This window comes from Candidatus Rickettsiella isopodorum (assembly GCF_001881495.1).
Taxonomy (GTDB): domain Bacteria; phylum Pseudomonadota; class Gammaproteobacteria; order Diplorickettsiales; family Diplorickettsiaceae; genus Aquirickettsiella; species Aquirickettsiella isopodorum.
In genome coordinates, this window is record NZ_LUKY01000033.1 from 564,865 (window position 1) to 583,532 (window position 18,668).

Here is an 18,668-nt window from a genome sequence, read left to right on the forward strand (position 1 = left end):
GTAAGCTTAAATAAGTCGCTTGTATACTCACAGCAATGAAATTCAAGTGCGAAGAGTATATTAAGTGATTCTCTGACTCAGGATATCATGAATATGTACCACTCCGAGAGGCTTTTTTTCTTTGTCCACAATAATTAAAGTAGTGATCTTGTTGTCTTCCATTATTCGTAAAGCTTCTGCAGCAAGTTTATCTTTATTTATGGTTTTACAATTAGACGTCATGACGTGATCAACTAAAGTAGTTTGAAGATTTAAGCCCTGGTCTATTGCTCGTCTGAGATCACCATCCGTAAAAATACCGAGTAGGTGTTGGTTTTTATCAGTAATTATGGTCATTCCAAGCCTCTTTTGTGAAACTTCATAGAGGGCTTCAATTAAAGCTGTGCCAGTTCTTACGTTTGGAATAGCGCTTCCAGAGTGCATAATATCAGCTACTTTTAACAATAAACGTCGACCTAATTGACCTTTCGGATGAACTTTTGCGAAATCATCACTGCTAAAACCACGCCTATTGAGCAAAGAGATAGCGATGGCATCCCCCATGACTAATGCGGCTGTACTACTGGAAGTAGGGGCTAATCCCAAAGGGCATGCTTCTTGTTCTATAGGGATGTGGATGATAACAGTTGCTTGTTGCGCTAAAGTAGATTGGGGATTTCCAGTCATCAGTATAAAAGGAATATTGAGTAACTTAAGTGTGGGAAGAATACTGATGAGTTCATTCGTTTCTCCAGAATGTGAGATGGCAATGAGCACATCTTTGGAGCTAATCATGCCTAGATCACCATGATTCGCTTCTGCCGCATGAATAAAAAAGGCAGGACTTCCTGTGCTTGCTAAAGTAGCAGCGATTTTATTACCAATATGTCCCGATTTGCCAATTCCAATCACAACAATATGACCTTGGCAACTTAAAAGTAATTCGCAGGCTTGATCAAAACTCGAATCAATTTTTTTTAATAAACTTAAAATAGTTTTTCCTTCTGTCTCAATTACTTGTCGAGCTGATTCGGAAAATTTTTTAATAGTCATAAATTTTAGCCATATAACTTAGAGTTAGAAAGACACTAGTGGCAACACAGTTTAAAAATTCAAGGGCGAAGAGTCTGTTTGCTTAATTTGGATTTTCTAAGCTAAGCATCCCCGTATTGTTAGCATAAGCGAATAGTTCTGCGTAACGACCCCAATCAATTACAGTACGAAGAACCCGCTCAGCTTCCTTTTCACTCAAATAATCTTCTAATTCATTCAAAAAACGTTCTCTGGAAGCACGTTGACCGGTAGTGCGTCTTTCTTCTAGAACCTGTCGTATATGTTTCGCTAAAGGGACATAACGTAGTAAATGAGCAGCAAAGATTTTTTTTCGCTCTAAGATATCAGCATTTGCAAATAATCTTCCAGCTTCTGTTAAGATTAATTCTCCATTGTTGACATGAGCAAAACCTAAAATATCTAATACTTCAGTCAATGGAAATAAGTCATCGACATCTAAGTGGAGTGATTCAGTCAGTTCAGGTAAACTAACATGGCCTTGATATTCAGACTGATCGAGCGTTTCAAGTAAACCTGTTAGTTCAGAAATATCTGCATCAGGAAGACGGTAACCGATATCGGTAATACGTGGTAGCTGTTCTTTGATCAACAGTTTCTTACGCTCATCCATTTGACGGGTAATTAAAGAGTATATTTGATCAACATATTTTCTAAATTCAGAATTTTGTTCAATTCGTGGATAAGGGAGATCAATGCTTAATTCGGATCGGATGCAACCCGGGTCGCTATCAAATACGATGACACGGTTAGCGAGTAAAACGGCTTCTTCAATATTGTGTGTTACGAATAAAATGCCACGAGTCCCTGTTTGTTTTGCCTCCCATAAATCAAGCAGATCACTTTTAAGATTATCTGCAGTGAGTACATCTAAGGCTGAAAAAGGTTCATCCATTAATAGAACATCGGGATTAATGACAAGAGCGCGGGCAAAACCTACACGTTGACGCATACCACCGGATAATTCTTTTGGATAAGCAGATTCGAATCCATCGAGGCCGATAATATCGATAGCTTTTAAAGATCGGGTTCTACGTTCATCGCGAGGAACTCGTAGTGCTTCGAGACCTAATTCAACATTTTCTAAAACGGTTAACCAAGGTAACAAAGCAAAGTTTTGAAAAACCATCGCCATGCCTTGTACGGGCCCACTCACCACTTTTTCTCGGTAAGTTACTGTGCCACTGCTCGGGTTAGAAAGACCAGAAATGATACGTAATAGTGTCGATTTTCCTGAGCCGGATTTTCCTAATAGAGCAACAATTTCATCTTCATAGAGTTGGAAATTAACTTTATCCAGGACTAATAATTCTTGTTGTTCAGCTTTTTTAAAGGATTTGCTGATATCTTTTACTGTAAATATAGGTTTTTTGTTCATGATATCCCCTAATCTAATCGGTAACGTGATTGAGCTAAATTGTATAGTGGACGCCAAACTAAATGGTTCATGACTAATACAAACACACTCATCATCGCCATTCCAAGCGCTACGCGAGGAAAATCTCCGGCATCAGTCGATTTTGCAATATAAGCACCTAGTCCAGTGGCAGTGAGTGTAGTAGAGCCCCAACTGATTACTTCCGTTAAGATAGTCATATTCCAACCCCCACCAATTGCAGTAATGGTACCTGTGATCCAATGCGGAAAAATTCCAGGTAAAATTAAACGACGCCACCATTGCCAACCTTTAACACCAAAATTGCTGGTTGCTTCTTTAAGATCTTCTGGTAAGGCAGCAGTACCTGCAATAACATTAAATAAAATATACCATTGTGTGCCGAGTAATAATAATGGCGTTGACCATATGTCGATATTTAAGTGGTATCTTAAAATTAAAATAACTGCGACAGGAAATAATACATTGGCTGGAAATGCTGCTAAAAATTGTGCAATGGGTTGTACCCACTCCGCAATACGACGATTTAATCCTATAAAAACTCCAATAGGAATCCAAATGATACTGGCTATCAGAATAATAGTGATGATTCGTAATGCGGTTACGAATCCTAAAAATAATACGTGAATTAATTCGTGTGATGAAATATGTTTTAAAATGAAATGTAATAGTAGCCAAAGTGATGTAGCCACCATTAGTGTAATGCTGCTATACCAAATAATTTCGATCAGTGTATTAGGGTTAGATTTTTTATTTATAACTTCCTTTTTTATATCTTTTGAAAAAGAAATGTTGACGAAAGCATCACCTAATTTTACAAAAAAACGGCCTAAATACTTTAAAATAGTGGTTTGTTGTAATAGCACAGTAATCCAGGAACGAGAAATATACTCTGGACTAACTTGTTCAAAGGTAAATTTTTTTGACCAATTTAATAAAGGTCTGAAAAGGAGTTGATCATAAAGTAAAATTACAATGAACATAGTAAGGATGGTGTAAATCACGCCTGAAATACTAGCTTGACTAATCGCAAGCCCGAGATAAGAACCGACGCCAGGCAATACTATCGTTTGATTATTGACAGAAATACTTTCCGATGCAATTAAGAAAATCCAACTGCCTGACATAGATATCATCATATTCCATAGAAGGCCAGGCATACTAAAAGGAACATCAATGCGCCAAAAACGTTGCCAGGAAGATAAATGGAACATATCGGCGGCTTCTTTCAATTCAGTAGGTACCGAGCGTAGACTTTGATAGAAGCTGAGTGTGATATTCCATACTTGAGCAGTGAAAACTGCAAAAATAGCGGCAACTTCAGGACCTAGTCGACTGCCATGAAATAAAGCAATAAATCCAACTATGGTAATGGATAACAGACCAATAACTGGTACAGACTGCAGGATATCAATACAAGGGATAATAATACTAGCGGCACGTTTATTTTTAGCGGCTAAAGTTCCTACAGTAAACGTAAATAATAAGGAAAACGCCATGGCTGTAAATAGGCGTAATACGGTAAACAAAGCATATTTAGGTAACTGATGAGGATCTAAAGATAAAGCTAAGGGTTGCCCGATTTGATAGGGAGCAGTCATTTGTTTGCCTGCCCAAACAAAGGCAGCAAGCATCCCTAGCACAATAATAAAGGCAACCAAATCCCAGCCATTCGGAAGGATCTTAAAGGAATTTCTAAAGGAAAATCGATTGTAGAATGTTGACATGCACCTACCCCATTTAGTTTGGGGAGGTAGATATTTGCCCCCACTAGTTTATTATACTCTTCGCACTTGAATCTTCGTCTGATCAAAAATTCACACTGTGAATAAGCCAAGCTAGGGGAGGCATATATTTACCCCCTGAAATTTAGCGGGAGCCTAGTTCGATTTTTTTATTTTGTCAATATGTAATTTATTAGATTTAATTTTTGCAGACTGAACGATAGATCCATCCCAAAATACCCAGTGTTGATAGCACGCCAAATAGACTAGCGAGTAAGGTAAGATGCTCAGGCATAAGACGCAATATATCGGTAGATTTTGCTAAAGTAAAAGGAATCGCTAATATCACACCCATTAAACAAGCTCCAGCGACTAACCCACAAGCCAAAGTAAGCCCTCGTTGCCTCGCAACATTGTCGGCCGATTTTTCTGTTTGAATAGGGTGATGTTTAATTAATGTCCTTTCTACGAAATAGGAAGCGAGCCCACCCAAAATTAATCCAGATGAGGTGCTTAAGGGAAGATAGATACCGATACCAACGGCTAATACAGGCAAGCGCATACCGCGTCTTTGTAGTATGTGGTCAATGATGATGCAAAAAATAGCTACAACAAAACCAATGCTTATTAAGTTCCAGGGTAAGTTATGCTTAAATGCGCCGGAAACTAAACTTGCCATCAGTGTAGCTTGGGGCGCAGATAACATTTGAGAGGGATCCATATGTCGTCCAGGAGGAGAAATACCACCAATTCCGTAAGCATTAAATAATAGTTCTAATGTGGGTGCTAAAATTAAAGCGGAAACGACGACACCTAAAATTAATATCACTTGTTGCTTCCATGGAGTTGCACCAACAATTTGACCGGCTTTTAGGTCTTGAATCGTGTCATTGGTAATAGCACAGCTACTACTGACCAGTGTTCCTATGATGATTGCCAAGCCTTCCCCTTCAAGAAAATGCTTACTGTCGTGAGTGAAGCCAGGAGCCCATCTAAAAATAGCCAGTAACGTAAGGGAAGCGAACAATAGTACCGAAAGAGAAACACCGGAAATGGGACTTTGACTACTTCCGATAAGCCCTGCAAAGTAACCACACAGCGAGGAAAAAAAGAAGCCAGTGATTAAGATAAAAACAACGCCGATAATTAAGGTTATTATTTGTATAGTGCTAGTTAATCCAAGAGCAGGATGATTTATAAAGCCAAATAAAATATACCCTAATGGTAATATTAAAATACCTAATAAAGTTAAAGTATAGTGTATGGGTATATCACGTTCGTGTTTAGGTAAGGAGGTATAACCACTTTCTTTAATGGTTCTTAATGAGACAAAAGAGGAATGTACTCCCTTAATAATAGGTTTAATGAGCAGAACCATCGTCCATAAACCACCTACTAACATAGTACCTACACCAATTGGACGTATACTGGATTGCCAAATGCTAGTGGCTAAGCTGCCTGCAGATTGACTAGTAGCTATTGCGAGAGGATGTAAATAGCTAAAAATAGGAATTCCAATGACCCATCCGATGGTGACTCCGAGTAATGTGCTCAGCCCAACGCCAATGCCAACAATATAACCTGCCGCTAGTAATGCAGGTTCAAAACCAAAAGAAAATCCATAAATAAATTTATTATCTGCCTTAAACCATAATGGAAAATTACTTGCTATAATTTGAAAACCTGATTGAAAGAGTGCCACAAAAGCACCTAAAAATCCGCCTTGGATGAGCTCTTTAAGATTTCCTTTACCTTTTTGACTGACTTTCAAAACTTGGCCTATGGCGGTACCTTCTGGAAAGCGCAAAGTAGGATCCGCTAATAAAACCCTCCGTAAAGGGATAGAAAATAAGACTCCTAAAATTCCACCAGTTAGGGAAATTATTACGGTTTGCCAATAATCGAAATGTTGCCAATAGTGAAGAATTATTAAGGCAGGGAGAATAAATGCGGTTCCTGCGACCAGTGCTTCACCCGCAGATGCACCAGTTTGAACAATATTACTTTCAAGTATCGAAGAGTTTTTAAAAAAACGTAGGATACCCATAGAAAGGATAGCGGCGGGTATAGATGCGGAAATAGTTAAGCCGACCTTTAGGCCTAAATAAGCGTTTGCTGCAGCTAAAATGACAGCAAGTAGAATGGCCAATAGGATGGCACGAAAGCTTATTTCAGAGGGTTGTGACGACATGAAATCCGAGGTTTTTTTTAGTAATCATTTTATTTATCACATTGTGTGGTAGAGGTCAAAAAATTTTTGTAAGAAAAAGGGAAGCTTGGGAATAAGAATTGGAAGAAATGTGGGTCTATTAGGAATGTAACCAATTTAATATCCTATGGCGGACGCTTGTTAAACCTATCGATTTAGTAGCTGAAAAGATTTGTATTTCATACGGCTGATTAAGAGTAGCTAGTTGCTGGGTTGTTAACTTCAAGACATTTTCCGCTTGATTCCGTGTCAGTTTATCTGCTTTAGTCAAAAGGATATATACCGGTATTTGATAATGAGAGGCCCAGGTTAGCATGGCTTGATCCCGGTCCTTGAGTGGGTGACGGATATCCATAGTGATAACAAGTCCTTTTAAAGATTTTCTGGTTTTTAGATAGGTGGCAATAGTTTTCTCCCAATCTGTTTTTTTATCATTAGGGACGTTGGCAAATCCATAGCCAGGAAGATCGACTAAACGTAGTTGTTCATTGATTTGAAAAAAATTTAATAATTGAGTGCGTCCTGGGATTTTGCTGGTTTTGGCTAAGCCTTTTTTCCCAGTAATTGAGTTAATTGCTGTAGATTTTCCAGAATTGGAACGGCCAATAAATGCAACTTCTACGCCTTGGTCTGTAGGTAGTTGGTCTAATTGGGCTACGCTTTTTAAAAAGACAGTAAGTGGAAAGACATGGGATCTCAAGGTTATCTTCCGCTTAATTAAAAAAGAAAAATTCCCTGGCCTTTATGTTATTTTTATAGTTTGTTAAAGCCTGCCAAAACTATAAACTATCTAATTGTCTTTAGCAATATCAATTATTTTTTCCCAAAACTCCATAAAAAGTTATGCTTGATTACAAAAATTTTATCTTTATATTCTTTTTTTTATTAGGGGTTTCGCCGAGTAGTGCCAAAATCGTTGAAAAACCGTTTAATGACATTATTGCTGGATGTGAGCTATGTCACGGTATCCAAGGAAATTCCACGGTCAATGAAAATTGGCCAAAATTGGCGGGTCAGAATGTTAATTATTTAATGAAGCAAATGCGAGATTTTCAACCCAATGTGAAACTTGGGCGTGATAATCCAATAATGAATTCATTAATTGTTGCATTGTCGGAAAAAGAAAAAATCAAAATAGCGAACTATTATGCACGTTTGTTAGGAACTATTGATACTGCACAGGTCCATTTACTTTCTTTAGGGCAGAGAATTTATCGTGGCGGAGATTCAAATAAAGAAATACCTGCTTGCTTAGCTTGTCATGGACCTGCGGGCTTAGGAAATCCTCCGGCCGGATTTCCTCGTTTAAGTGGACAACATGCTCGATATATTGTTACGCAATTAAAAGCATTTCGTGACGGTAAGCGCAATAATGATAAGCATCAGATGATGTCAATAATTACCAAAAAAATGAATGACACAGAAATTATCGCCGTATCAAATTATATTTCAGGTTTATATTCTTAACAGTTATGGGGTAATATTTTCATGCTCCGTAGTTATCAACAGACACATTCCATAATGAGTTGCACAGGAGCACCGAAAATCTCGAGTAATAGGACTTTTTGCGATCGATATTATTATTTTTTATGAAAAATGAATAAGCCTGTGTTAATTGCTTGGTTGTCTTGTTGGCGCCCTACTACATTAGTATATTTTAATAGTGTTAACTCATTTTTTTTAGCTAATTCTCTGACATAAATTTCAGCGTGTTGATAACGGCCGTTTGTTTGCAAAGTGTATGAAGAAATAATTCCATCGGCAAGCTCAATAGAAAAGGCGAAGAGGCCATTAGTCGCTAAACGAGGCATTATTTTAGCGAAAAACTCATTAAGATTGCCAAAATATACTAAGGTATCTATACACAAGATAAGATCAAAATAGTCTTTTAATTCAGCTACGCCATTTAAGATATCGTTTTCTATCAAAATATCATAACAGGCTTTTTCTTTAGCTTTATTGAGCATATTACGTGAAATATCTATACCGGTTATTTTTTTTGCAATATCAATAAAGGACTGTCCACTAAGGCCCGTGCCACAACCTAGATCGAGTAAGTTATATTGTTTATTCTTCAAGAAAGGATTTAACTGCTCTCGCAATAATTTAGGTGTTTTATAGAGTAAAATATTTTGTAAATGTGCATCAAATTGAAAGGCATAGTTATCAAATAAATTTTTAATATATTCTAAGGGGGCACTGTCCGGTATAGATTGTTGGGTGAGGGCACTGACCATATAATTGGCAATGGCGTGTTTATGGGTCAAATTTAAAATAGTTTGATAATGAGTTAAAGCAGCAATACGATCATTTAGCTTTAGATAAATGGCCGCAAGATTACAATAGGCATCTATTTGTTGATCATCTATAGTCAAAATTTTTTTTAAATCGATTATGGCTTCATTTAAATGACCAGTTAACATTAAGCTATGGGCGCGGTTAAAAAGTGCTTCAACATCTAATGGCTCTAAATTTAGATATAAAGAATAATGCCATATAGCTTCTTTGAATTGATTAGCTTGGAGTAAAGTGGCTGCAAGATTATTTCTGGCTGTTTTGTGTTTAGGATCGATAACCAATGCACGTTTGAAATAATCAATCGCTACGTCTGGCCGCTCTTTTTTTAACATTAAGGCAGCAAAATTATTTAATAGGTCTACTGAGTTTGGATCCAGAACGAGGATTTTTTCATAATGATAGTGGACCTTTTCTAAATCTTGATCCTGCCAGTAAATATTCGCGAGTTGCCAATGTGCCGGAATAGAATTTGGATGTAAGCTCAATACATTTTTGAATTGTGTTAATGCCGTCTTTTTTTCTTGTTGAGCTAAAAATACTAAGCCTAGATTAAAATGTGCTTCCAGGTAATCCGGTTTTAGAACAACAGCTTGTTTATAATGTTGACATGCGGTATTTAATTGATTTTGTTTATAAAATAAGCCAGCTAAATTATTATGAGCTTCAGCATATTCTGGGTTTAAATGCAAAGCAGCTTGATAATGTGTTAAAGCAAATTCAAATTGATTAGTTTTTTTAAAAGCATTTGCTAGATGAAGATGAAAACGTGCAGAATTAGGTTGGAGAGATAAAGCTTTTTGTATCCAAGCGATCGCGACCTCCCATTGTTGGAGCTCACTAGCAAGCAACCCTAAAGCATGAATAGTTTCTACATGGTCGGGTTGTTTACTTAATATATATTCATAGCTATCTTTAGCATATTTTATATCGCCCAATGCATGAGCCTCTAAAGCTTGTTGAAACAATACCTCAGCGGAGAGTTCTTCTTCAGGCTGAGGGGGTTGTTTCATTTCATTGCCAGATATCAAGATCTGGTTTGAGTTTAATAGAGAATTTTGATCGCCGCGCGCGTTGTTTTCATTCATGTTTGGGCTCAATAAAAAAGAGTAGCTTTCCTTGTTGAGTTAATAAATCATCCCAATTGATGATATCAAAACTTAATGAAATGACACCTGCGGTAGGTAGAATAATAGAGTGTGTACTCGGACATAGCTTATGGGCTAAGCAACTCAATGTAGGATTATGGCCTATTATGAAAACGTGGTTAGATAAATTCTGTGATGAAATTGATTTTAAAATAGCTTCCGTATCGCCAGAGTAAAGTATGGGACTAAGATTAATGAGTTTTGGATTTATTTCTAGCTTTTTGCAAAGAAGCTGAGCTGTTTGTACCGCACGTTTAGCTGGACTACACAGTATACGCTTCGTACGTAAGTTTTTGTCTGTGTTGCTGCTCAACTCGCAATCTTCATGTAGGTTAATACACTCTGGTTGCTTCGTTTTTGTGCCGCCTTGCGAAAAATCCAATTGCGGTGAGTATAAATAATCTTGCAAACTTTTTTTTTCTTTTAATTGTTTTACGATACTTTCAACTTGATGAAAACCTATTTGAGTAAGCAAACGATCTTTATCACTTTTAAAAACGTGTTGTGGATGGGTTGCGGCATGTCGAATGAGTATTAAGTTTTTCATAGATTTAGTTTTTACTAGGAGATGTCGTTATTTCGCACGATGATGGCCATAAATCGTGGTATTTTCTGCGTGATCAGTATGTTCCCTTACGATACTCGAAAAACCACGCTTTCTGACTCTCGCTGAATAATGACACATCCCCAATGGTAGCGTTATCCATTCAATTGCTATAACGACGGCGATGGTAGACACCATCTTTAAAGTTATCAAAAAAATAATCTAATTCAGGATGCTCAACGGGATCCAGTGTATCATCCTTAGTTAGATTCATTTCGGCTGCATAAGCATGGTGAACAGAACCATGAACTAAAATGTGGTACCAAGGTTGGTTTTTAGGAGGATTTCCAGGAGCATTTTTGCTATACCAAGCGTCATCTCCTTGAAAGCCAGCATCAGCGTCAACAATGACACCACGATAGCCAAATAAACTATGCTGGACAATTTCTCCGATTCCGAAACGTGCTTTTATAGGCTCCATCATAACTTAAATCCTAGCTGATATTTTGATAAGTTGCTATGACAGGGACATGATCCGACGGTTTTTCCCACCGTCTTATTTCTTTATCAATTTCACAAGCAATACATTGGGAAGTTAAGGCATTGCTACTTAATATGTGATCAATACGTAAACCATGATTTCGCCGAAAAGCTCCGGCTCGGTAATCCCACCATGTGTAATGACCTGGCTCATTATTAAATAATCGAAAACTGTCTTTAAATCCTAAAGCCAATATTGCTTTTAAAGCTTGACGTTCCTCGGGGCTAACTAATACGTTACCTTGCCACATTTGTGGGTCATGGATATCTTTATCTTCCGGGGCGATATTAAAATCACCTAGTACGATTAAATAGGGATGGTGGATTAATTCTTGTTGTAAGTAGATTTTTAATTGTTTTAGCCATTGTAATTTATAAATAAATTTTTCAGAATCTAAATTTGAACCATTAGGCACATAAATATTGACAATACGCAAAGCTCCTATGTTGACTACTAATATACGTCGTTGAGTGTCATCAAAATCCGGTAAGAAAGTGACTTCATTTTGCATGGGAATACGACTAATGAAAGCAACACCATTATAAGTTTTTTGACCATTATATAAGACATGGTAACCTGCTTTTTTGAATGGTTCTTCAGGGAAATGGTGGTTTTCAACTTTTGTTTCTTGTACGGCAAGTAAGTGAGGTTGATGTGAGTTCAGCCAAGTTAAAACATGCTCTAAGCGTACGCGTAATGAATTAACATTCCAAGTTGCAATTTTAAATAATTTGTTCATTTATAATAAAAAATTTTAATCTCTGTGATAAATTTTTCTCTCTCTACTATTTTTTTTAACCGAGCTTCTAAATCAACTTGGCTACTCAAAACGAGAGGTAATTTCAAGTCAATAGTGATTTTACCGTCTAAATAATGAAAAACTACCGTTTTAATGGCTGTTTCGGGAAGTAAATCATGCCAATGTTGCTGTAAGATTTTTTGTAGGGTATTCCGATCAGGTAAATTATAAGAGGGATTAATTAATTCATCGTCTTCTGTATCAATATGAACGGTAACATCAGTAATATCTGGGAATGATTCAATCAAACGCTTGTCGACTTCTTGGCCGATATAATGCCCTTCCGAAACACTAATGGATGGATCAACTAAAACGTGCACATCACAAAAGATAGAACCTGCAATTGAGCGTGTTCGTAATTGATGAATGGCTTTTACACCGGGAATTTCTTTTATAAATAATTTAATTTTTTCAGTTTCTTCAATACTAAGCGCAGTATCCACTAATTCGCGAATACTATGCCAGCCAAAATCCCAAGCTATTTTTAAAATCATTAAACCGACTATAATAGCCGCAACCGCATCCAATTTAGGGAATCCTAGCCAAGCTCCAATCACACCTATAGCAACCGCTATAGATGTGGCTGAATCACTCCGATGATGCCAAGCATTGGTCATTAACAATTTAGATTTAATTCGAGTCGCGATGTGTTTTGTCCAGAAATAAAGTATCTCATTGAGTAAAACTGAACTCAGTGCAATCCATAAAACAATTTGAGACGGTATGATAATGGCATGGATAGCAGCGATAGTAATAAAAGCATTAATAATAATCGCAAATGCCGCAATAGCTAATATTAACGCTAATAAAACGGTAGCCGCTGTTTCGATGCGACCATGTCCATAAGGATGATCTTCATCAGCTGCTTTATTACCAAATTTTGCGGCAATGATAACGACGCTATCAACAATTAAATCAGATAGAGAATGAACTCCATCTGCTAGTAAACCATGAGAATGACCAATAATACCAAAGATTATTTTTAGTCCTGCTAATAGGATATTTTTTAATCCTCCCCATAAAGCAATAGAGCGAGTTTGTTCATAGCGGGAAGTATGCATTTAACAACTACCTATTTGTATAGCCATGAAAATTTCTCGACATTGTGTACTGCTGGATAGTAAATAATGGCCATGGATACGACACCACGCTGAAATATCAGACAGACTCCCTTTATCAGTACAGACAATCTCTAAAATATCTCCGGGCTTTAATGTTTTTACGCGGGCTTGTACTTTAATAACAGGTAAAGGACAGAGCAAACGTCGAGCATCTAATTGGTGAGTCATAATGATTTAGTTTTTGCTGTATCTAAAGTTATTTTATAAAATTAACAGACTTTATTTAAAAAAATAGTTTATTCAGAAAATACCCGCTAACCTGAAATATACCACTTCTTAGGGATTTGATCTGCAGTAAAAGGGTTAACTGTAACGGTTTGGACTGAACCACTCAATGCGTTAATTTCTAAAGTTACCTTATCATTGGATTTAGCGTCGGTAAAGCGAGCAGAGATTTGTGCTGCAAAATGAATGTATTCAGCAGTAGTTTTACCATCAATTAAGCTTAAAGGGCCTAAGTGGCTAATAGGTTTTATTGAGGTATATTGATGTTGATAGGTTTCAAGAAAATGATTTTCACCTTCGTCTCGACCAATAATGAGCTTAAAATCAGGATGGGGTCGTAGATGCCGACCTACCTTAAGTAAGATAACATCCTCAAATTCATAGTCTTTCTTCCCGCGGTGTTTCCAAAGATCTTTGAGTTTTTGTGTGTAATGACCATTTGTTAAAAAACAACAACCGCCGGCTGGTTGAGCATATTCTTGAAAATTGAATTTTTTTGCTAAATCGAATTGTGGGCTGCGGCTACGACCCGAAAATCCATAGAGTTTATCACGCTCAACCCAGCCTTCACGCTCTACTAAAGTCGGCGCTAATTGTTTGGCACAAAGTGGCCGCAATAAAATATCATCGGCTTTAGATTCATGTGCCACAATAGGCATATTTTTTTTAAGTTGAGATTTTGGTCTTTGACCAATCACTTCTCCGGTAATAATAAAATCGAATTGATGTTGCTCCATCCATTGCTTAGCTCGATTCACCATAAAAATTTTACAATCGAGACAAGGATTGAGATGTGCACCGTAACCATATTTAGGATTCAAGACTATTTTTTTATATTCCTGAATAATATCAATGATATGTAATTTAATTCCTAGAAGTTCCGCAACCCATAAAGCTTGGTTACGTTTAGGTTTTTTATGCTGAGAATTACGAATGGCTTGTGTGTGTCCTTCAATACAAAATCCCGTATAAAAATTAATGCCTTCTACATAAATACCTTGTTCTTGAATAACCCGCACAGCAAGCATAGAATCTAAGCCACCAGAAATCAGAGCAACTGCTTTTTTCATAATCGAACCATTCAAAAATTAAATTCAAAATGTAATTGTTGATTCAGTAGGTTATTTCCACATCGGCCTAAATCTTTGGTAATGGAATTTTCTTCATTGGGTGAGTTTATGGAGGGTCCTCTGATGGGGCCAAACCCGGTGGGCATTATACTCGAAGGAGTTTTGGCTTTTCCAGGAGTAAATTTAAACGTAAATGGCTCGCTATTTAAGGGTGCTACTCTATCTGTGTCTAAACTTGAATGACAAGCTGACAAAAATAGTGAAGAAAAAAGTAATAAAAATTTACTTTTATTCATTTGCTCTCCTAAGAATAATCAATATAGAAGTTTTAACTACTAGCTTTCAAGCAATTTTAATCAGGCCTATTAAAAAATGTTTTTTAGGATGTTAATGCTTGCTCAAGATCATCAATAAGGTCTTGCACCGCTTCTATTCCTACAGATAAACGCAGCAGATTCTCGGTAATGCCGAGACGTTCACGAGTTTCTAACGGCAAAGCAGCGTGAGTCATAATGGCCGGATGATCCACAAGACTTTCTACGCAACCTAAACTTTCTGCCAGCGTAAATAAACGGCAACGTTGAAGGAAGTGCTGTGTTTCTTCAAAGCTACCTTTCAACACAAAACTAACAATTCCGCCGAAGCCGTTAAGCATTTGTTTTTTAGCTAATTTATGTTGGGGATGATTTGTTAAACCAGGATAAAAGACTTTTTCGACCTTATGGTGTTGTTCTAGAAACTGAGCAATTTTTAATGCGTTTTCACTATGTCTTTGCATGCGTAAGGCTAGAGTATGTAAGCCTCGCAAGGCAAGAAAACTATCAAAAGGACCTTGTATGGCCCCCATCGCATTTTGTAAATAGCTTATTTTTTCAATTAATTCAGGATTGTCACCTACTACTACGATGCCTCCGATCATATCGGAATGTCCATTTAAATATTTAGTGGCAGAATGGACAACGAGATCACAGCCTAATGATAAAGGTTGCTGGATCCAAGGAGTAGCAAACGTATTATCAAGTACAGTGATTATTTTATATTGTCGAGCAATTTTAACAGCTTGTGCGATATCAACTAATTTTAATAAGGGATTAGTTGGGGATTCCATCCATAACAATTTAGTTTCGGGTTTGATGTGTTGGTTTAGATTATTTAAATCAGTCATATCGACATATGAAAAATTTAATCCGGATGATCGTTGCTTAATTTGATTAAATAAACGTACTGTTCCACCATACAAATCATCCATGCCGATAATATGATCACCAGGATTTAATAGTTCTAGTAACGTATTAATAGCCGCCATTCCAGAGGCAAAAGCAAATCCAGCACGACCATTTTCTAAATCAGCAATACAACGTTCGTAAGCAAATCGTGTAGGGTTTTGCGTTCTAGAATATTCAAAGCCTTGGTGTACGCCCGGACTTTTTTGCGCGTAGGTCGAGGTTGCGTAAATCGGCGCTATTAAAGCACCTGTACTTGGATCGGGTATTTGTCCAGCATGGATGCAGCGCGTAGCAAAATCTAGTGTTTTCTTTACTTTTTTCATAAGTTTGTTGATGAATGATAAAATTCATCGATGGTTTTAACTAAGCGTTGACAGATTTCATCCGCATCAGTTTCTTGTAGAATTAAAGCAGGTAAAAGACGGATCGTATTATTAGAAACAACGTTAAAAAGCAAACGATGTTTTAATCCAATTCTAGGAATATTACGACATTCAATATCGAGTTCAATGCCTATCATGAGTCCTTGTCCCTTTATAGCAACGACATGTAGATGTTTAGCAAAACAATGTTGTAATTTTTTTATCAAATAAGCTCCTATTTTTTTTACATGTGCAGACATATTTTCTTTTTCTAAAGTTTTAATAACAGTGATGGCGACGGCACAGGCTAAGGCACTACCCGCAAATGTAGAACCATGTTTTCCAATGGGAAAAATATTATTTGCTTTTCCACGAGAACAATAAGCGCCAATTGGAAAGCCATTACCTAAGGTTTTAGCAATCGTAACGATATCAGGAAAAATATGGTACGATTGATAGGCAAACCAAGGTCCGGTACGACAAAGGCCGGTTTGTATTTCGTCGAGTATCATAAGCCAATCATATTGGTCACAATAATTTCGAATAGCTTGTAAAAAACGTGGTGTTGCTGCTGTAATCCCGCCATCTCCTTGAATCGGCTCTAACATAATAGCAATTATATTTTTTTTATGTTGCTTTATAGTATTTTCTAATGCAGCTACATCATTAAATGGGATATGAATAAAGCGCTCTAATAAAGGTTCAAAACCAATTTGTAAACGCTCACTACCCGATAGACTGAGAGTTGCCATGGTTCTACCATGAAAGGCATTTTTCATGGCTAAAATGATGGGTTGTTCGATCCCTTTTTTGCGTGCATAAAGGCGCGTCATTTTGATGGCTGCTTCGTTAGATTCTGCACCCGAATTCGAAAAAAAAACTTGATCCATTCCCGATACACGTGCCAATTCAGAAGCTAATATTTCTTGTTCAGGAATATGGTAAGTATTAGATGTGTGAATTAACTTTGCAGCTTGATTGCAAATCGTTTCAGTGATGGCTGGATGGGCATGGCCTAAGCCACATACTGCGATACCTGCTAAAGCATCTAAATATCTTTCTCCTTGAATATCGGTAAGCCAAACTCCTGAGCCTTTTTCAAAGGCAATAGGCAGTCGATTTGGGTAAATAGGCATCAAGGCAGATGACATAGCTATTTTCTCTGTTGTCTTAATTATTTTTCGAAATTTTCAGCAATAAAACCCCAATTCACTACTTCCCAAAATTTCTCAAGATATTTTGGTCGTGCGTTGCGATAGTCGATATAATAAGCGTGCTCCCATACATCGCACGTAAATAAGCAGGATTTACGCTCACTCATCGGGGTTAAAGCATTAGCGGTGGTTTCTATCTTTAAACCTTGTGCATCATCTTTGATTAGCCAAGCCCATCCTGAGCCAAATTGAGCAATAGCGGCCTTAACAAAAGCCTCTTTAAATTTGTCGACCGATCCAAAGGATAGTTTAATAGCTTCTTCTAAAGGTCCTTTTAATTTGTTTTTAGATGCATCTGGCGTCATACAATGCCAATAAAAGGTATGATTCCAGACTTGAGCAGCATTATTAAAAATGGGACCCGGAGGCGCTTTTTTAATAATATGTTCCAAGGATAAATCTTCAAATTCTGTACCGAGAATTAATTCATTAAGTTTATCAACATAGGCTTTATGGTGTTTTCCATAATGATATTCTAAGGTTTCCTTCGAAATAACGGGAGCCAGGGCATCTAAGGCATAGGGTAAAGGGGGTAACTCGTGCTTCATGGGAGTATCCTATTTTTATCGATTTGCTAAAATTGCTAACATCAGTTTAAAATCCAGCTAATAATAAGGCAAGCATTTAAATCAGGCTTACTGTAAGTTTTGTTTTGTGTAGTTTTTTGCATAGGAAATCTGAGCGTCATTTAGATAAAAAATAAAAACGACCTAACTGTAATAATAAAGGTAAAAAATTTACCAATTTTAAGCGAGGAAAATCAATGTCTATTACTGAAATGAATACATTAGAAACAATCAAGCAACAAATTACAAAATATCCACTGATTCTCTATATGAAAGGGTCTCCAGAAAAGCCTTGTTGTGGTTTTTCTGCTCGAGTAGTACAAGTATTAAAAGCATGTCGTGTAAAATTTGCACATGTCAATGTACTGGAAGAGAGTGATATACGCCGTGAACTCCCTCTCTATTCTAACTGGCCAACTTTTCCACAACTTTATTACAAAGGGGAGTTAATAGGAGGATGCGATATCATTGAGCAACTTTACAAAACGGGTGAGCTACAAAAAAAATTATCAGAAACTTGATTTAAATTGATTTAGCATCTATTTTCCTTTAATTGGTAAGTGTTCTTTGTAGGCTAAGGTAGTATGGCGTATTCTTATAATGAAACCATTGACATAAGTCATGGTGTTCGGTATAAAATGCAATAGCTATCGAGTCTTTCAAGATAAGCTAATTTCAGCACTAATAACAAAGTCTTGTACCTTCCAAATTGCTGAAAATTTAAAAAAACAAATATAATATCTGTAAAACGGTTCTGGTAAACCGCTAAGCAAGTCTCCGTTTAGAGTTTGCGAAACTGTAAATTGTAAATTTACAGCGGTGCCAAGACCAGGGTTGTTTAATTTTCGCCGATATCGCTTTTAAAGCAGGAATGGAAATTAAACAGCCTTGGTAGGAAATAACAAGGGATAAATATAAGTAAATTGTTTTTTGAATTATTTTTATGAGCGTAGCATATTCCAACTTTTATCGGTGTGTTACGAGCGTAGAATTAAAGAAGTACTAGATTTTTGTAAAACTAATTTTTTGTTTGAGTCGGCAAACTAATTTGCCGGTAATTAAGAGAGCAAAAAATTTAGCTTTCAAACAATCTAATGTTGAGTTAACAACCTATTAAGGAGATGGATGAGTATGAAACTCAAAGCGATTGTTGCTTCACTCGTAACACTAGGGCTTAG

Annotated in this window: 18 protein-coding genes; 2 read left to right on the top strand and 16 right to left on the bottom strand. The window is 36.9% G+C overall.

Annotation, left to right across the window (positions count from 1 at the left end):
* Positions 1-60: 60 nt before the first annotated feature.
* The 5 genes from A1D18_RS06590 to yihA form a co-directional block, all read right to left on the bottom strand.
* Complete coding sequence (locus A1D18_RS06590) at positions 61-1,032, bottom strand: KpsF/GutQ family sugar-phosphate isomerase (RefSeq protein WP_071662983.1); 972 nt, start codon at positions 1,030-1,032, stop codon at positions 61-63.
* A gap of 82 nt (positions 1,033-1,114) precedes the next feature.
* Positions 1,115-2,428 carry an ABC transporter ATP-binding protein gene (locus A1D18_RS06595; protein WP_071662984.1) on the bottom strand — a complete coding sequence of 438 codons (1,314 nt, stop codon included), beginning with the start codon at positions 2,426-2,428 and terminating at the stop codon, positions 1,115-1,117.
* Positions 2,429-2,436: 8 nt separating this feature from the next.
* A complete protein-coding gene (locus A1D18_RS06600) occupies positions 2,437-4,173 on the bottom strand; it encodes an ABC transporter permease (protein ID WP_071662985.1) in 1,737 nt (578 codons plus the stop codon).
* Between the two features lie 196 nt (positions 4,174-4,369).
* Positions 4,370-6,361, bottom strand: coding sequence for an OPT family oligopeptide transporter (locus A1D18_RS06605; protein ID WP_071662986.1), 1,992 nt, complete (start codon positions 6,359-6,361; stop codon positions 4,370-4,372).
* Positions 6,362-6,479: 118 nt separating this feature from the next.
* Positions 6,480-7,079 carry a ribosome biogenesis GTP-binding protein YihA/YsxC gene (gene yihA / locus A1D18_RS06610; RefSeq protein WP_084028777.1) on the bottom strand — a complete coding sequence of 200 codons (600 nt, stop codon included), beginning with the start codon at positions 7,077-7,079 and terminating at the stop codon, positions 6,480-6,482.
* A gap of 143 nt (positions 7,080-7,222) precedes the next feature.
* On the opposite strand from yihA, the gene A1D18_RS06615 reads away from it, so the two are divergent.
* The gene (locus A1D18_RS06615; protein WP_071662988.1) at positions 7,223-7,846 is read left to right on the top strand and encodes a c-type cytochrome; all 624 of its coding nucleotides are present in this window, start codon (positions 7,223-7,225) and stop codon (positions 7,844-7,846) included.
* 113 nt (positions 7,847-7,959) lie between these two features.
* On the opposite strand, the gene A1D18_RS06620 is transcribed toward A1D18_RS06615, so the two are convergent.
* From A1D18_RS06620 to A1D18_RS06670, 11 genes are all read right to left on the bottom strand, one after another.
* Positions 7,960-9,762 carry a tetratricopeptide repeat protein gene (locus A1D18_RS06620; protein WP_071662989.1) on the bottom strand — a complete coding sequence of 601 codons (1,803 nt, stop codon included), beginning with the start codon at positions 9,760-9,762 and terminating at the stop codon, positions 7,960-7,962.
* A complete protein-coding gene (locus A1D18_RS06625) occupies positions 9,755-10,369 on the bottom strand; it encodes a SixA phosphatase family protein (protein WP_071662990.1) in 615 nt (204 codons plus the stop codon). The genes A1D18_RS06620 and A1D18_RS06625 overlap by 8 nt, the downstream gene beginning before the upstream one ends.
* A 160-nt stretch (positions 10,370-10,529) precedes the next feature.
* On the bottom strand, positions 10,530-10,850 hold the full coding sequence (gene hspQ, locus A1D18_RS06630) for a heat shock protein HspQ (RefSeq protein WP_245756796.1): 321 nt from the start codon (positions 10,848-10,850) through the stop codon (positions 10,530-10,532).
* A 10-nt stretch (positions 10,851-10,860) separates the two neighbouring features.
* Positions 10,861-11,646 (bottom strand): exodeoxyribonuclease III, encoded by a 786-nt coding sequence (gene xth / locus A1D18_RS06635; RefSeq protein WP_071662991.1) that lies wholly within the window; start codon positions 11,644-11,646, stop codon positions 10,861-10,863.
* Positions 11,643-12,767, bottom strand: coding sequence for a cation diffusion facilitator family transporter (locus tag A1D18_RS06640; RefSeq protein ID WP_071662992.1), 1,125 nt, complete (start codon positions 12,765-12,767; stop codon positions 11,643-11,645). The genes xth and A1D18_RS06640 overlap by 4 nt, the downstream gene beginning before the upstream one ends.
* Complete coding sequence (locus tag A1D18_RS06645) at positions 12,768-12,995, bottom strand: sulfurtransferase TusA family protein (protein WP_071662993.1); 228 nt, start codon at positions 12,993-12,995, stop codon at positions 12,768-12,770.
* 86 nt (positions 12,996-13,081) lie between these two features.
* A complete protein-coding gene (locus A1D18_RS06650; protein WP_071662994.1) occupies positions 13,082-14,122 on the bottom strand; it encodes a tRNA (5-methylaminomethyl-2-thiouridylate)-methyltransferase in 1,041 nt (346 codons plus the stop codon).
* Between the two features lie 11 nt (positions 14,123-14,133).
* Positions 14,134-14,418 carry a hypothetical protein gene (locus A1D18_RS06655; RefSeq protein ID WP_071662995.1) on the bottom strand — a complete coding sequence of 95 codons (285 nt, stop codon included), beginning with the start codon at positions 14,416-14,418 and terminating at the stop codon, positions 14,134-14,136.
* An 83-nt stretch (positions 14,419-14,501) separates the two neighbouring features.
* The gene (locus A1D18_RS06660; protein ID WP_071662996.1) at positions 14,502-15,671 is read right to left on the bottom strand and encodes a trans-sulfuration enzyme family protein; all 1,170 of its coding nucleotides are present in this window, start codon (positions 15,669-15,671) and stop codon (positions 14,502-14,504) included.
* Positions 15,668-16,861: an aspartate aminotransferase family protein gene (locus tag A1D18_RS06665; protein ID WP_071662997.1), complete on the bottom strand. Its 1,194-nt coding sequence runs from the start codon at positions 16,859-16,861 to the stop codon at positions 15,668-15,670. Before A1D18_RS06665 ends, A1D18_RS06660 begins: the two co-directional genes overlap by 4 nt.
* A gap of 23 nt (positions 16,862-16,884) precedes the next feature.
* A complete protein-coding gene (locus A1D18_RS06670) occupies positions 16,885-17,472 on the bottom strand; it encodes a superoxide dismutase (protein ID WP_071662998.1) in 588 nt (195 codons plus the stop codon).
* 230 nt (positions 17,473-17,702) lie between these two features.
* Between A1D18_RS06670 and grxD the strand changes: the two genes are divergently transcribed.
* The gene (gene grxD / locus A1D18_RS06675) at positions 17,703-18,011 is read left to right on the top strand and encodes a Grx4 family monothiol glutaredoxin (protein ID WP_071663045.1); all 309 of its coding nucleotides are present in this window, start codon (positions 17,703-17,705) and stop codon (positions 18,009-18,011) included.
* Positions 18,012-18,668: the final 657 nt, after the last annotated feature.